This window comes from Pseudoalteromonas lipolytica, assembly GCF_001306915.1.
GTDB classification, from domain to species: domain Bacteria; phylum Pseudomonadota; class Gammaproteobacteria; order Enterobacterales; family Alteromonadaceae; genus Pseudoalteromonas; species Pseudoalteromonas simplex.
Genome location: NZ_LJTC01000002.1, coordinates 151,807 through 166,147 on the forward strand (window position 1 = coordinate 151,807; position 14,341 = coordinate 166,147).

Annotated in this window: 10 protein-coding genes; 6 read left to right on the forward strand and 4 right to left on the reverse strand. The window is 39.9% G+C overall.

Annotated features, from left to right (window positions below):
- Positions 1 to 255: 255 nt before the first annotated feature.
- Positions 256 to 3,588 (reverse strand): hypothetical protein, encoded by a 3,333-nt coding sequence (locus tag AOG27_RS02615; protein WP_054551460.1) that lies wholly within the window; start codon positions 3,586 to 3,588, stop codon positions 256 to 258.
- A gap of 193 nt (positions 3,589 to 3,781) precedes the next feature.
- Between AOG27_RS02615 and AOG27_RS02620 the strand changes: the two genes are divergently transcribed.
- Positions 3,782 to 5,113, forward strand: coding sequence for a dicarboxylate/amino acid:cation symporter (locus tag AOG27_RS02620; protein WP_054551461.1), 1,332 nt, complete (start codon positions 3,782 to 3,784; stop codon positions 5,111 to 5,113).
- 76 nt (positions 5,114 to 5,189) lie between these two features.
- Here AOG27_RS02620 and sohB read toward each other — a convergent pair whose 3' ends face one another.
- Positions 5,190 to 6,206, reverse strand: a complete 1,017-nt coding sequence (gene sohB / locus AOG27_RS02625; protein WP_054551462.1) for a protease SohB — start codon at positions 6,204 to 6,206, stop codon at positions 5,190 to 5,192.
- A 114-nt stretch (positions 6,207 to 6,320) separates the two neighbouring features.
- Entirely contained in the window at positions 6,321 to 8,747 is a 2,427-nt protein-coding gene (locus AOG27_RS02630; protein WP_054551463.1) for a VolA/Pla-1 family phospholipase, read from the reverse strand.
- Positions 8,748 to 8,975: 228 nt separating this feature from the next.
- On the opposite strand from AOG27_RS02630, the gene AOG27_RS02635 reads away from it, so the two are divergent.
- Positions 8,976 to 9,719 (forward strand): YciK family oxidoreductase, encoded by a 744-nt coding sequence (locus AOG27_RS02635; RefSeq protein WP_054551464.1) that lies wholly within the window; start codon positions 8,976 to 8,978, stop codon positions 9,717 to 9,719.
- 60 nt (positions 9,720 to 9,779) lie between these two features.
- Here the strand turns inward: AOG27_RS02635 and pssA are convergent, their stop codons facing one another.
- Positions 9,780 to 11,105 (reverse strand): CDP-diacylglycerol--serine O-phosphatidyltransferase, encoded by a 1,326-nt coding sequence (pssA, locus tag AOG27_RS02640; RefSeq protein WP_054551465.1) that lies wholly within the window; start codon positions 11,103 to 11,105, stop codon positions 9,780 to 9,782.
- A 288-nt stretch (positions 11,106 to 11,393) separates the two neighbouring features.
- Here pssA and trxB point away from each other — a divergent pair, with 288 nt between their 5' ends.
- The 4 genes from trxB (at position 11,394) to infA (ending at position 14,172) form a co-directional block, all read left to right on the forward strand.
- Positions 11,394 to 12,344 carry a thioredoxin-disulfide reductase gene (gene trxB, locus AOG27_RS02645; protein ID WP_054551466.1) on the forward strand — a complete coding sequence of 317 codons (951 nt, stop codon included), beginning with the start codon at positions 11,394 to 11,396 and terminating at the stop codon, positions 12,342 to 12,344.
- A 105-nt stretch (positions 12,345 to 12,449) separates the two neighbouring features.
- Complete coding sequence (aat, locus tag AOG27_RS02650; protein ID WP_054551467.1) at positions 12,450 to 13,166, forward strand: leucyl/phenylalanyl-tRNA--protein transferase; 717 nt, start codon at positions 12,450 to 12,452, stop codon at positions 13,164 to 13,166.
- Positions 13,159 to 13,863 (forward strand): arginyltransferase, encoded by a 705-nt coding sequence (locus AOG27_RS02655; RefSeq protein WP_054551468.1) that lies wholly within the window; start codon positions 13,159 to 13,161, stop codon positions 13,861 to 13,863. The genes aat and AOG27_RS02655 overlap by 8 nt, the downstream gene beginning before the upstream one ends.
- 90 nt (positions 13,864 to 13,953) lie before the next feature.
- A complete protein-coding gene (gene infA / locus AOG27_RS02660) occupies positions 13,954 to 14,172 on the forward strand; it encodes a translation initiation factor IF-1 (protein WP_002962494.1) in 219 nt (72 codons plus the stop codon).
- Positions 14,173 to 14,341: the final 169 nt, after the last annotated feature.

The window sequence follows — 14,341 nt, forward strand, 5'->3', positions numbered from 1 at the left end:
CCCTTATAAATGTATATCAATCACATTAAACAAATAAGTATGATTTTTATCATTGGAGCACGAATATTTATAGGTATATCTACAAACACCAATTGTTACAAGCTTTTAATAGAAACTTTTCTTCATTGACTGAATAATTAAACAATTTTTGTTGCTAATTTAGTCAATGTGGTGTTTTAAGGTAATTTCAAGGGGAATATATAGAACAGCAACAAAAATGCCAACCTTCTGGTTGGCATTTTTTAAGATTTAACTTTATTTATCATCGATTATTGAAATCGATCGGCTCACCGTTTTAGTTCCGCCAAGCTGATTTTCAAATTGGAAAGTTATAGTTAGCACACCATCTTGATCTTGGTTACCATCAGACTCCCTAGCAATTCGAACATCAGAATACATTGTTGAGTCACGATTTGTGCTCGGAATCGTTTCCTCATGCTCAATTATAGAAAAATCTCCATTATCGGCCGTTAGCGAAACTTCAGTTCCAGCAGGAAGTGGATTACCAAACTCATCACTATAAAAAATACGTACATTGATACTAGATAAACCCACTTCTAAGGTCTCAGGATCTGTTTCATCGGGGTCTGTTGCATCATAGTCTGGGTTAGCACGAGATACTTCAGATAAATCAATAGAGGCGGCATCGCACCACAACACATTATCAGATACCTCAAATACACCAGCTATTGTGCTCGAACAATCAGCAGGCACTAAAACCTCATATGGAGCAGATACTACTTCATTGGATTTTAATACAGCAAAGCGAACATATGGATCATCACCAGACATGACAACTTCAATTTGCTTACGAACTTCAATTAAATCACGGGTACACTGGCCTGCATTAAAGGCAGCTTCACTACACAATAAGCCATTATACAAACCATCTGCACCGTCATAAATTCCATTATTATTAAGATCACGCCATGTTTCGTTATGACCACCACGCGAGTTTAATTCAGAACATTGATCTGTGTTCGGATCGTAACTATCACTATCTGCATCACTGCAGTTCGCCTTGTCAAAAGTGCTATTTTCATTATGATCATTAAACGCTTCTGGTAAGTCATATAATGTGTAATATTCGCCAATATCGAATAAACCATTGCGCCTAGTTATTCCATCTGATGACTCTTCATCGACAAAGCTTTCTTGACCTTTTGCAACAGCAATAATACTTGTTCTTCCGCCTCGTATAACACCATTAGGATCGTTTTTAGCGCGAACTAATGTCCCGATACAAGGCGCTGCAGTTTCAAAATAAGGATCGCAGTTAACATCACCCGTCTTAGGGTTTATACCTTCGGTAGTTGCAGAGTTACCATCGATTTCACCAATTCTATTACCCCACTTGTAATCATAGAACGGTCGCTCACCTTGTGAACGCCACGTTACTACACATGACGCGTCAGTAGTACGACACACCGCTTCATTACTTTGTGGACCTACAACGCCTGACTCTGTCAAAACTGTTGATTCGACACCATTACTATTAAATTGATTAAATTGGTCACCAAAATAAACCGTAAGACTATTAGTAATTCCATTGTAATTCAGTGCATTAGGGTTAAAAACTTGAGGGCTTAAATCGAAACTATTTTGATCCGTAATGCCTGAATATAATGCAAGTTGCGATGATACTGCATTGATTTGCTCTGCTAGTGGTACGAGGTGAAGCGTTCCTTCAGGGCAAATGTCATTTGTTGGTTCATCTGCACACAACTGCACCTCATCTGTCCAACATGATAAATCATCACCTTCTGGTAATGCAGCAACATCTGTTTTTGAAACAAAACAAGCCTTAACTACAAGAGGACCAGGCACAATACCTGAAGTGACCGTAGTTTGCACAACACCATCATTGTCTGTATTCGCTGTACGTTGAGTCAAACCAGCTAAACCAGTTGAGTCTGTTAACTTAAAGTCAATTCGCTGCTGTGGCGATACAATGCCGTCGGCATCTAATAATCTAAAGCGAACGACAGACTGTGTAGGTAAGCCACCTTCACCTGGAGGAAGAGCAATTACCGGTTCTGAGACGTCGATAAACTGAATTGATTGTACTGCTGAAACTTCAACAGGGATGATCGTTGAAGCAGTAAAGTTCTTTCCGCCCGTTTCGACTGTAATATTAACAACATCATCAATTCCGCAACCATTGGCTCTATAGGTAGAACTAGCTATACCGCTTGATGATTTTACAGAGGCATCAATACTTGAATTATTGTTATCAACACATGTTGAACTAAATTCTACATCTGTTGGTGTGGTATATAAATTCCCTTCTTCGTCCTTTAAAGTGACCTCAATAATTGTACTTCCTCCAGCTTTAAGAGGAATTACATCACCATTTGAGTCAACATTTAGGCCGTTGTCCACTTCTAGAATTAAATCTGCGATACCTACTGCAAAGTTAGTGCTAATTTGTTCATCTAAAGCAGATACTGTAATTGTTCCTGCACCGCCAGTGTTACCAGGTTGGATTTTCAATAGTGCAACACCAAAGCTATCAGTCAACGCTCGACCTGATGATGGAAGGACTGTCCCTAGATCAGTTGTTACTTCTACTAGTGCATTAGCAACAGCGTCACCACTTTGCTGATTTGTTACTTCAATAAATAAATCAGCAAGTTCAGCACTCGATACCGAGTTAGTTATGCTACAGCCTGATGCTATTGAGGTCGGGTCTAGTTTTACGTTACTTCTATTGTCATCCCAAGAAGGGACACAACCAGTTAAAAGAGAAGCTGTAACCGAATACTGTATAGCATCATCAGGGGCTTCATCACCATTAGAAATAAAGCCAGCAATTTTAGTGACTGCATTACCGCTTTCATCTGTATAGGTTGCTACAACTTGACCTGCCCCTTTCGCATCACCACTGCTCAGTGTTACAGAAGCTTCACCATTTGAATCTGTTAGAGCGGTTCCTAAAACAGGCGTAATTTTACCTGTAAAATTAGTGCTAAATGAAATAAGTTGACCTGCAAGGGGCGTCTCTTCATCAAGCAAAGTTGCTGTGACTGTACCTTTATTATCTTTGCTTACAGGGTTATCAACAGTAAACGGTGCTCCAGAAGTGTCTGTAATAGCGAGGTTTAATGTGACGCTGCCACTCACACTTGAATCATCTGATTCTGAACCATCCGATGTGAAACCAAATGTGTCGCTATAGGTATCTCCATCAAGAGCGTAGGTAGCAGTTACTATGCCAGCGCCAGCAGTATCACCTGCCGTAAGTTTAATAGAAGCAACACCATTGCTATCTGTTAGATCAGTTCCAGATACTGGATCTAAAAGACCAATATCGCCGTTTAAGCTAAAGTTAATAACAACCCCAGCAACAGCTTCATCATTATTTGTTAATGTAGCAGATATTGTTAACGGAGAGTCAGCTGTTACCTGATTATCTTGTTCACCAGATGACAGCGAAAAACCTTGTACTGCAATTTCATAACTAGCTTCAGCTGTTGAATCATCCCCACCATCAAGCGAACCACCATCACTTTCCAGTGAGCCACCGCCACCACATGCAGCTAATAATGAGCTGAAAACTATTACACTTAGCCATCGAAATAAAGGCATTGACCTCTCCCTAGTTAGCTATTTCAAACTTTGTTTTATTATTTACCTAATATTAACCTAAAATCAGTCCGAAAATAATCATTTTTTTATTCATTTCTTAACGAATTAATTTAATTATTTATCGAATTTTTCTGTATAAAAATCCTTATGCTGGTAGTCTATGACAAAATTTATAACAAGATAGATTAGGTGTATGTCAAAAGTACGGTCTTTAAGCCTAACATCTCGTATCATGGTTGGTATGGTACTTGGTGTAGTTGTTGGTTTTATCTTTCAAGCCATTTTAGCGGGTGAAGACGATTTCCTTATTCCATTAGGGTTATTCTCTTTACCTATTAAAGCTTTTTTTGTTGATGGTATTTTCCATGTTGGCGGGCAAATATTCATTGCAAGCTTAAAAATGCTTGTGGTGCCTTTAGTATTTGTATCACTTGTTTGTGGAACTTGTAGCTTGAGCGACCCAAAAAAGTTAGGTCGACTAGGTGGTAAGTCTATTTTGCTTTATTTAGCGACAACGGCAATCGCCATTACTGTTGCTATCACCTTGGCGTTATTAGTGAATCCAGGTGAGGGAATCAATTTACCTTCAGATGCTAACTATAGTGCGAAAGAAGCTCCCACCCTTGCGCAAGTCATTATTGGTATGTTCCCAACAAACCCTATTGATGCAATGGCAAGTGGCAACATGCTCCAAGTTATCGTTTTTGCCTTGTTATTTGGTGTTGCGATGGCACTCAGTGGAAAAGCAGGTAAACGAGTGGCCAGTGTTTTTGAAGATTTAAATACCGTAATTTTAAAGCTTGTAACACTGCTTATGAATATTGCACCGTATGGTGTATTTTTCTTAATGGCAAAATTATTTACAACCATTGACTTAAAGCTTATCACTAGCTTGGCCTTATATTTTGGTGTCGTTGTTTTTGCTTTATTATTTCACGGTTTTGTGAATTACAGCCTGTTACTTAAGCTGTTTACAGGTCTAAACCCTATTACATTTCTAAAGAAAATGAAAAATGCCTGTTTATTTGCATTTAGTACATCAAGCTCAAGCGCAACTATGCCTATAACCCTTGAAACAGCAAATAAAAAGTTAGGTGCTCATAACTCTGTTGCTTCTTTTACCGTGCCCCTTGGCGCAACCATCAACATGGATGGTACGGCGATTATGCAAGGCGTTGCGACTGTTTTTATTTCGCAAGTTTTTGCAGTAGATTTAACGATTTCTGATTATCTGATGGTTATTTTAACCGCAACCCTTGCTTCTGTAGGTACTGCGGGCGTACCCGGTGTTGGTCTTATAATGTTAGCCATGGTGTTAAACCAAGTAGGCTTACCTGTAGAAGGTATTGCTATCATCATTGGTGTTGACCGCTTACTTGATATGACGCGAACCGCTGTTAACGTGACCGGTGACTGCATGGTGACCTGTGTGGTTGCAAAATCTGAAGGTGAGTTTGATGAGGACGTATTTAACGACCCAAATGCCGCTAAAGATTTAGAAGATTACCATAAATCTATTAATTAATTTCACACTAATTAACTCATAAAAAAACCCGCTAAATAATAAGCGGGTTTTTTATACTACTTTCATGTTTTTAAATTTAAGGGTTTAAGCCTTTTAAACGAGACATTAAAGTCACTCCCGCTTTACTTACCCCTGAACTTAATCCGACGGCGAGCTTATCGCTTAAATTCTTCTTAACACGGTATTTTACTTTAAAGATTTGACGTTTTTTAGCTTGGCTCAATAAGATATCATCACTTGTATCAATCTTATCAACTAAACCTTTATCAAACGCTTGAGTAGCAAACCAATGTTCACCGGTTGCAACAGTATCAATATCTAGAGATGGACGCTGCTCACTCACAAAGGTTTTAAATAAACCGTGGGTTTGTTCAATTTCTTCTTTGAATTTTTCACGACCTTTATCGGTATTTTCACCAAAGATAGTTAGCGTACGCTTGTATTCACCTGCGGTGATTTGCTCAAAATCAACATCATTCTTTTTCAAGATTTTATTAAAGTTAGGAATTTGCGCAATAACACCTATCGAGCCAACAATGGCAAAAGGTGCTGCAACAATCTCATTGGCCACACAGGCCATCATATAGCCGCCACTTGCTGCTACTTTATCAATAGCTACCGTTAAATGAATGCCAGCATTACGTAAGCGTTGCAGTTGAGAGGCAGCAAGGCCATAGCCGTGCACCACACCACCACCACTTTCAAGGCGAACCAGTACGCGGTCTTTTTCTTTGTCAGCAATGGTTAAAATAGCGGTAATTTCTTCGCGTAGGCTTTCTACTTCATGGGCATCAACACTGCCATTGAAATCAATGACATATAAACGCGATTTAGGCTCGTCGTTTTGCTGTTTTTTAGCCTCAGTTTTTTGCTGTTTTTGATGAGCCTTGAGCTCTTTTTTAGAAAGGGTATTTTCGATAAAGCTTTGTTTTAGATCATCAAGTTGCTCACTTAAATCATCAATTGTTATCTCCCCTTTCTTCGCTTTTGGTTTCACTGCTGCGCCCATGATAATGGCAACAATCACTGCAATTGCGATGACAAATGTCAGGGTCTTTGCAAAAAACAACCCGTATTCATATAAAAATTCCAATCAAACTCTCCATTTATTAATACTTCGGCACAATTTACCACGCTTTAAAGCAAAAAAAAGCCACATGATGTGGCTTTTTACTTAATTGGTTATTACGTAATTAATAGCATTTAATTATTCAGTAACAACTTCTGTGTTTGTAACTTGAAGATACTGCCCACGACTTGCTAAGAAAGTCGCGATTTGTAATTGCATTTCTGTTGTTGCTGCTGCACTTTCTTCAGCAGTAGCACCTGAATCTTCTGTCGCTGCAGGTGATAATACAGAGCTGTGATGGCCTTTCGTGAATTTAACCACATAGCTCATTGCATCAGCAGTCGGGCCTTGAGTTTCTGCAATAGTTGATAAGCCCATTAGGTTAGCAAGAGGTAAGCTACCAGCAATTGGGTTGCTCGCCACCATTGGTGGAATAACCATATCAGCATTGTTGTTAGCACCATCGCCAACCACTACACTCATGTACACTGGCGTGCCAAGCGCTGCAACAGAGGCTGCATAATTTGACGGGTCGCCACTATCAAGTGCTGTTTGTGCAGCAAAAGCAAATTGAGTAACCACACTTTGAATGTTTGCTAGCTTTTCTGTTTCGCCTGCCACTGTTAGTGAACCAACGTACTCTTTATAAGCACATGTGACAAATTTAGTTTGGTCTGGTAATAGCACGCCACAATTTGATAACGCTTCATTTTGAGCATAAGCACCAAACTCAGCAGATTCAGCTGTACCGGCTGCAAGTAATACAGAGCCTTGAACAAATGGGCCAAATGTATTTGACTCAATTAAGAAACTTGCGATACCACCGCCGCCACTGGCAAGTGCTACGCTTTTAACGTTGAACATTGGATCAACTTGGTCAGCTAGCGGTGCATTAGTAACAGCAACAAAGGCAGGGGCAACCACCGAGCCTAACGAATGACCTAGGAAAGATACGTCCTGTGAGTTTAGATCTGTTGCTGTTCTTAGGCCTAAACGTAAACCAAGTAAATCAGCAACTGATTGACGTAAGCTATCACGGGCTACTAATAATGACTGTAAGTTCATATAGCTTAATACAGAACCAGTAGAGGCATTAAAGTCGTCAGTACCGTCGCCATCTACATCTACACCACGCTCACCATGCATAGGATGATCGATTGCAGCTGTTGCAAAGCCTTGCAGTGTTAATTGTGCAGTAATGGCTAACATATCTTCTTTTTTAGAAGTAATGCCGTGCTGAAGGATAACAACTGGCCAGCCTGTCTCAGGTATGCTCAATGCGTCTAAGCCGAGCTGAGCTCGCACTGCATTAATTACAGGTAAAATTGGTTTAGTAATTTGTACTGGCACATTAGCAATACTTTGTGTTTTTGGAATTGTGTTGTACTTAGTTAAGTGTTTAGTTTGGTCTAAACCTAAATCACGTAACTTGCCTTCACTTAACGCCATACACAGGCCATCAGTTTCGCTAATAGGATCTGTTGGGAATGAATCACCCGCTGCGGCTGCATAACCTAGTACCGCAACACCGCTATCACATAAACCTTGCCAGTAAGTCGCAGATAAATCATCAACCGTTGTGCCAGTTGGTGTAGCTAAATACATAGGTAACATTACGCTACCTTTTTGATACTGCACACCACCAAACACAGGTGACACACCAGTAATACCTTGTGATGCAAATACTTGCTCAACGGTAATAACGGGTTGATCAGGAATTTGCACCATAGGCGTCGGTAGTGCATCTTGGGTTAAACTTGCAGCAAGAAGCTGCTTAACTGTTCCAAGCACTTGACCTGCTGATTGCATTGTCATCGCTGCTGAGTAAATGATTTCATCTTTTGTGATTGCACCACCTGATGTCACTGCGTTTTCATAGCTATTGATAACCGCTTGAAGTGACTTTTGTGAGTCGGTAATAAGTGTTGCTTCTTCGCTCACGAGTGCATAAGTTGAAGAAGGCTCAATTGAGCGCCCTTCTGAGTCCATTAATGACGTTGTCAAAACATTAATGTAAGTGCTGCCAGCTTTAAATGGCTTAAGTGGGATCACAGCAACCGCATCACCAGAACCTTGTGTGATAAAGTCAACACCGAAAGTAAGTTCAGACACTAATTTACAAGCGATACCAGCTGGTACTTGTGAACAGGTTTCGTCTGTTTGGCTTGCACCCATAACAACTTCAAAAATACGCACAGCGCCTGGTGAAGCAGCAGATGTCATATCAAGAGAGATACCCGAAGGAAAAGTTAAGTCAATTTTAAACGGAGTTTGCGTAGACCAACCATCAAGCGCACCAAGTGCAAGTTGTGGATCAGCATAGGCCGCACGGTCAACACTAACATTGTCGTCGTCTAATTCACCCGGCATATTTAAAGTACCATCAAGCGTACCACTCATAAGTAAATCATTCGGCACTGAGATAACACTATTCGCTGGGTCAAATTTTACTGTCGCGGTTGGGAGAACAGGAGGATTATCATTTTTTACATCTTCTAATGTTTCTCCTCCACCACAGCCAGTAATGGCTGACGCAATGGCTAGTGAGAGTAGCAGTTTTTTCATAATTTCGCTCCGCGCAAATCTTATTGTTATTGTGTGTTCAAAGTTAAAAGTAGTGGTTCTACTACCTTCATTCTAAGTTAATTTAATGTAATTAGGTTATTAATGAGACATTAGACCAGTTAAACTTAACGTAAAGTTTCAATTTTCGCCACCTTAATTTGCAATAAATTCGATAACTTGGCTTTTTGCTATGGTAAAATAGCAAAAAACTCAATCGATGGTACGTTTATGCATACTTATGAAGCCGCAGAGAATGCGCTAAAAGACAAAGTAATTTTAATAACAGGTGCTGGTGACGGCATTGGTCGTGTTGCCGCACTAACTTATGCTAAGCATGGTGCCACTGTTATTTTACTCGGAAAAACAACCAATAAACTTGAATGTGTTTACGATGAAATTGTAAACGCTGGCTATCCACAACCGGCTATTGTGCCAATGGATTTAAAAGGTGCCACAAAGCAAAACTACCGTGACTTAGCTGCAACCATCGAAATGCAGTTCGGTAAGTTAGACGGCTTACTCAATAATGCAGGTATTTTAGGTTCATTAGGTCCACTTGAGCACTTCTGTGTATCAACATTTGAAAACATCATGAAAGTGAATGTAACTGCACAAGCTATGATCACTAAATTTATGTTCCCTCTGCTTCGAAAATCTGACAGTGCATCTGTTATTTTTACTTCATCTGGGGTGGGTCGACAAGGCCGCGAACACTGGGGTGCGTATGCTATCTCAAAGTTTGCTGTAGAGGGCATGATGCAAACGTGGGCTTGTGAAGTGGGTAAAACCAATATTCGCGTAAACTGTATCAATCCTGGCGCTACCCGCACATCAATGCGTGCATCTGCATACCCTGGTGAAGATAGGGATAAGTTAGCAACACCCGAAGATTTAATGCCAACTTATTTATACTTGATGAGCGACGACTCTAAAGAAGTTAATGGTCAGTCTTTAGATGCTCAACAAAAATAAGCCCGAAACTAATATCTAGACACAAAAAAAGCAGCTTTCGCTGCTTTTTTAATTTTTCGATTAAATGAAGCGTTTGATAATAAAATCAACTTTTACACGTTTAGCCTGCCCCAATAGCTTTTTAACCGGCGCAGGATAGTCATTCATCGTTTCTAAGTCTTGTGGGCCTGTTAAACGTCGACAGTGCTTTAATATAGCTTGTTTTTCGTTTTCTATTTGTTCAAGGATATGCTGCTTAGGGTCGTCAATTAAAATACCATTTTCGATATCTAAGCCCCATGCCCGTGGATTTAAATTGTGCCCACTTAATAAGTGTAATCGCTTATCCGAACAAATCCCCTTCAAGTGGAACGAGTTACTCTCGTGCTTCCAAAGGTAAACATTCAAATTACCATTACTGATGTGGCGTTTTTGTGACTTTAAAAACTTATACAAAATGGTTTCGTATAAATAAGGTAATGCACCAATCTTACTAAACGGCTCACTTGGCGGCAGATAAAAGTCATTGGCAGTTTTATCCCCTACCACAATAGTTACCTGCTTACCTTGCTTTAATAAACGGCGTAATGAACGCATTAATGGCGCAGGAAAGTTAAAGTAAGGGGTATAAAGAACGAGCTCTTGCTCAGTGGTATCGAATAACGATTTAATTAAACGGTTCAGCTTATTACTTCTACGCCCTAAACCTAAAAATAAACGCACACCCAACTCACCGGCACTGGCTTCTGCAGCGCTTTCGTAACTTGCAGATTTAAGTTCACGCATCAATTGCTTTTGCGCCACTTTAATATCATTAAATTGTATCAGTGGGCGCATATCAATTCGCGGTACGGCAACTGAGCTTAACAGATGTGTTTCTATAAATTCGATGACCGAATTACATAATCCAGCTTGGTGAACTAAGAAGTAACGGTCTAAACGATAACGGTCATCTTGCTGAAGATATACATTATTTAAGCTTGCGCCGCTGTATAATAATGTGTCGTCAATCACAAAACCTTTTAAATGCAGTACCCCGAAAAGCTCTTTGGCTTTTACCGGAACACCATGTACTTTCACATTTGATTGATACTGCTCTTGAAAATCACAATACATGCTGGCATTGCCATCAGACTTAGCTGCACCAATTAAACCACGTTGAGCTCGGTGAAAATCAACGAGTACTTTTACTTCTAACTCAGGATTAGCAAGTGATGCCTGATGTAAGGCAGTCAATATTTCTCGTCCTGCTTCATCATCTTGCAAATACAAAGCAGTAATATAAATTCTTTTTTTCGCTGAACCAATTAAACGCAATAGTTCAGTGCGATACTCTTTTGCATTGGTTAAGACCTGTACGTCTTCTGTAGTCAGCCCAAAAGCGGGCTTTTCCTGCCAAAATACCATAATTGCCTGTTAGTTTAGTTAGCTCATACCATGAGCTAATATCAAAATTAGCTAAAACATACCAAAAAAAAATTGCTTGGTCATGAATTACCGTACTTTGATCACAGAACAATTTGTAATTAGCTTATTTTATGAACAAAAATAGGTGTTTAAATTGCATTAAGTAAGGATTATTTGACAGCTTCGCAATTTGACTAAAAAAATAATCGGGGCTTTTGTTTACTTCCGCCTTGTTTTTCTTAGAATCGGGCGCATAGACATCGTATTGAAACGTTTTTAGGAAAAACCATGAGTGACGCAAAACACTGTAAACTATTAATCTTAGGTTCTGGCCCAGCAGGCTACACGGCAGCGGTATACGCAGCCCGTGCTAACCTTAACCCTGTTCTTATCACTGGTATTCAGCAAGGTGGTCAATTAACGACAACTACTGAAGTTGAAAACTGGCCTGGCGATGCACACGGTTTAACAGGTCCTGCATTAATGGACCGTATGAAAGAGCATGCTGAACGTTTCGAAACTGAAATCGTTTTTGATCACATTAATAAAGTTGATGTTTCAAAACGCCCTTTCACTTTAACTGGTGACTCTGGCACATATACATGTGATGCATTAATTATTGCAACTGGCGCGTCAGCTAAATACTTAGGTTTAGAATCAGAAACTAACTTCCAAGGTCGTGGTGTTTCTGCTTGCGCAACCTGTGATGGTTTCTTCTACCGTGGTCAAAAAGTAGCGGTTGTCGGCGGTGGTAACACTGCTGTTGAAGAAGCACTTTACTTATCAAATATTGCTGATGAAGTTCACGTTATCCACCGTCGTGACAGCTTCCGCAGTGAGAAAATCTTAGCAGATCGTTTAAAAGAAAAAGCTGAAAACGGTAACGTTGTTTTACATTACAATCGCACTTTGGATGAAGTACTTGGTGATGAAATGGGCGTAACTGGCATCCGAATTAAAGCAACTGATTCTGAAGAAACAGAAAACTTAGATCTTGCGGGTGTATTCATTGCTATTGGCCACAAGCCAAACACTGACATGTTTGAAGGTCAGCTAGAAATGAAAGACGGCTATTTAGTCGTTCAATCTGGTTTAAACGGTAACGCAACACAAACAAGTGTACCAGGTGTATTTGCTGCAGGTGACGTGTCTGATCACATTTATCGCCAAGCAATCACATCAGCTGGTACTGGCTGTATGGCTGCACTTGATGCTGAGCGCTTTTTAGATAACCTATAAATTAGTTGATCTAAAGCACTAAATACTGGGGGCTGTTGTAAAACAGCCCCTTTTTTATAGCTAAAATTTTGTTAAAATCAGAACAAAGAACAACGACAAGCTGATATGATCAAGCAACTGTACCAACTCTCGCCCGAGACTGTTGATTTTCCAGACCCAGAACTCGCCCTTGATGAGCCCGATGGCCTGTTGGCAATTGGCGGTGATTTATCAGTTGAGCGTATTAAAAATGCCTACAACACAGGCGTTTTTCCATGGTTTAGTGACTATGAGCCCATCATGTGGTGGTCACCAAGCGTGCGTGGTGTTATTGAGCTAAATGAATTTCATGTCAGTCGCAGCTTAAAAAAGCATTTAAAGCGTTTTCCTGTGCGTGTCACCATTAATCACGCATTTCCCCATGTTATTAATGCTTGCCGTGAGCAACGTATCGATGCAGAGGGTACCTGGATCACTGAACAAATGATGCATGCCTACATTGAAGCGCACCATCAGGGGTTAGCACACAGTCTTGAGATTTGGCATGAAGATGAACTGGTAGCTGGCCTCTATGGCATTATGCAAAACGGTATTTTTTGTGGTGAATCAATGTTCCATCAAGTCAGTAATGGTTCGAAACTGGCGATGTGGGCATTAGTAAATTGGCTTAACAAACATCAAGCCCATTTTATTGATTGCCAACTAGAAAACCCTTATTTAATCACTTTAGGTGCAAAAGTTATCCCACGTAGAGAATTTTTAACTAGACTTAAATTAGCACACAGTTATGTGCCTAAAAAAGATATGTGGCAACCACAAGAGTTGATTAATATTTATGACTGAGCACTTACCCGCTAGGCTTGGTTTAAGCCAGCAATTCGATTGCAGTTATTTACCAGACCGTCAGGAACAACTACTTGTTATACTTGATCCGAGTTGTTATTGCCCTGATAAATTTGAACAATTATTAGCATTAGGCTTTAGACGCAGTGGCGACCAAATCTATCGTCCACATTGCCCTATTTGTAATGCCTGTAATTCAGTGCGCGTTTTAGCCCAACAATTTACTCCTTCAAAATCGCAAAAGCGCAAATTAAATAAAGCAAATAAGGTTTTCACGGTCAGTTATAGTGAGTACGAACGCGCAGAATACTACCCGTTATATTGCAAATACATCACGCAAAGACATCAAGATGGTTCAATGTTTCCGCCTGACCAAAGTCAGTACGAAAGCTTTTTGTTTTGCCAGTGGCTACCCGTTACATTTATAGAGTTAAGAGATGGCGATAAGTTAGTTGCCGTTGCGGTAACCGACTGTATGACCAATGCCCTATCAGCGATTTATACCTTTTTTGATCCCGACTATGAGCAATACAGTATCGGTAGCATCATGATCATGGAACAAATTAAATTTGCAAAACAACAAGCAAAACAATTTGTCTATTTAGGCTACCAAATCGACGAATGCACTAAAATGAAATATAAAACCCAATTTTTGCCTGCACAAAAGCACATTGGCGACGAGTGGTTGGCGATTTAATTTACAAAATTGAGCCCTGTAGCTTTACTTATTGCAGTATTTTCGGCAAAATCTGCAGCGTTTAACTATTAAAGAGGTGTTACGCTAAACATGGCGAAAGAAGACGTAATCGAAATGCAAGGTACGGTCCTTGATACTTTACCAAATACAATGTTCCGAGTTGAGCTAGAAAATGGTCACGTTGTTGTGGCTCATATCTCTGGTAAAATGCGCAAAAACTACATCCGCATCTTAACTGGTGACAAAGTAACCGTAGAAATGACTCCTTACGATTTATCGAAAGGTCGCATCGTATTCCGTGCTCGCTAAGTTAGTGCGTTAACGAGAGATTTAGCTTTTTGCTGCTTTGAATGAGCAGGTGTGTTTATTACAAAGAGCTAAAAGCGTTTGTTAAATGGTGTTCAAACTAACTTAGTTTTAATTCCATTTAATAAACAAAAAGCCCAGCAATTGCTGGGCTTTTTGTTTCAGCTTGATA

Bases quoted from the DNA above. Each gene is read 5' to 3' on its own strand.
- AOG27_RS02615 (WP_054551460.1), bottom strand. From the start codon at position 3,588: ATGCCTTTATTTCGATGGCTAAGTGTAATAGTTTTCAGCTCATTATTA.
- AOG27_RS02620 (WP_054551461.1), top strand. From the start codon at position 3,782: ATGTCAAAAGTACGGTCTTTAAGCCTAACATCTCGTATCATGGTTGGT.
- AOG27_RS02630 (WP_054551463.1), bottom strand. From the start codon at position 8,747: ATGAAAAAACTGCTACTCTCACTAGCCATTGCGTCAGCCATTACTGGC.
- AOG27_RS02635 (WP_054551464.1), top strand. From the start codon at position 8,976: ATGCATACTTATGAAGCCGCAGAGAATGCGCTAAAAGACAAAGTAATT.
- pssA (WP_054551465.1), bottom strand. From the start codon at position 11,105: ATGGTATTTTGGCAGGAAAAGCCCGCTTTTGGGCTGACTACAGAAGAC.
- trxB (WP_054551466.1), top strand. From the start codon at position 11,394: ATGAGTGACGCAAAACACTGTAAACTATTAATCTTAGGTTCTGGCCCA.
- aat (WP_054551467.1), top strand. From the start codon at position 12,450: ATGATCAAGCAACTGTACCAACTCTCGCCCGAGACTGTTGATTTTCCA.
- AOG27_RS02655 (WP_054551468.1), top strand. From the start codon at position 13,159: ATGACTGAGCACTTACCCGCTAGGCTTGGTTTAAGCCAGCAATTCGAT.
- infA (WP_002962494.1), top strand. From the start codon at position 13,954: ATGGCGAAAGAAGACGTAATCGAAATGCAAGGTACGGTCCTTGATACT.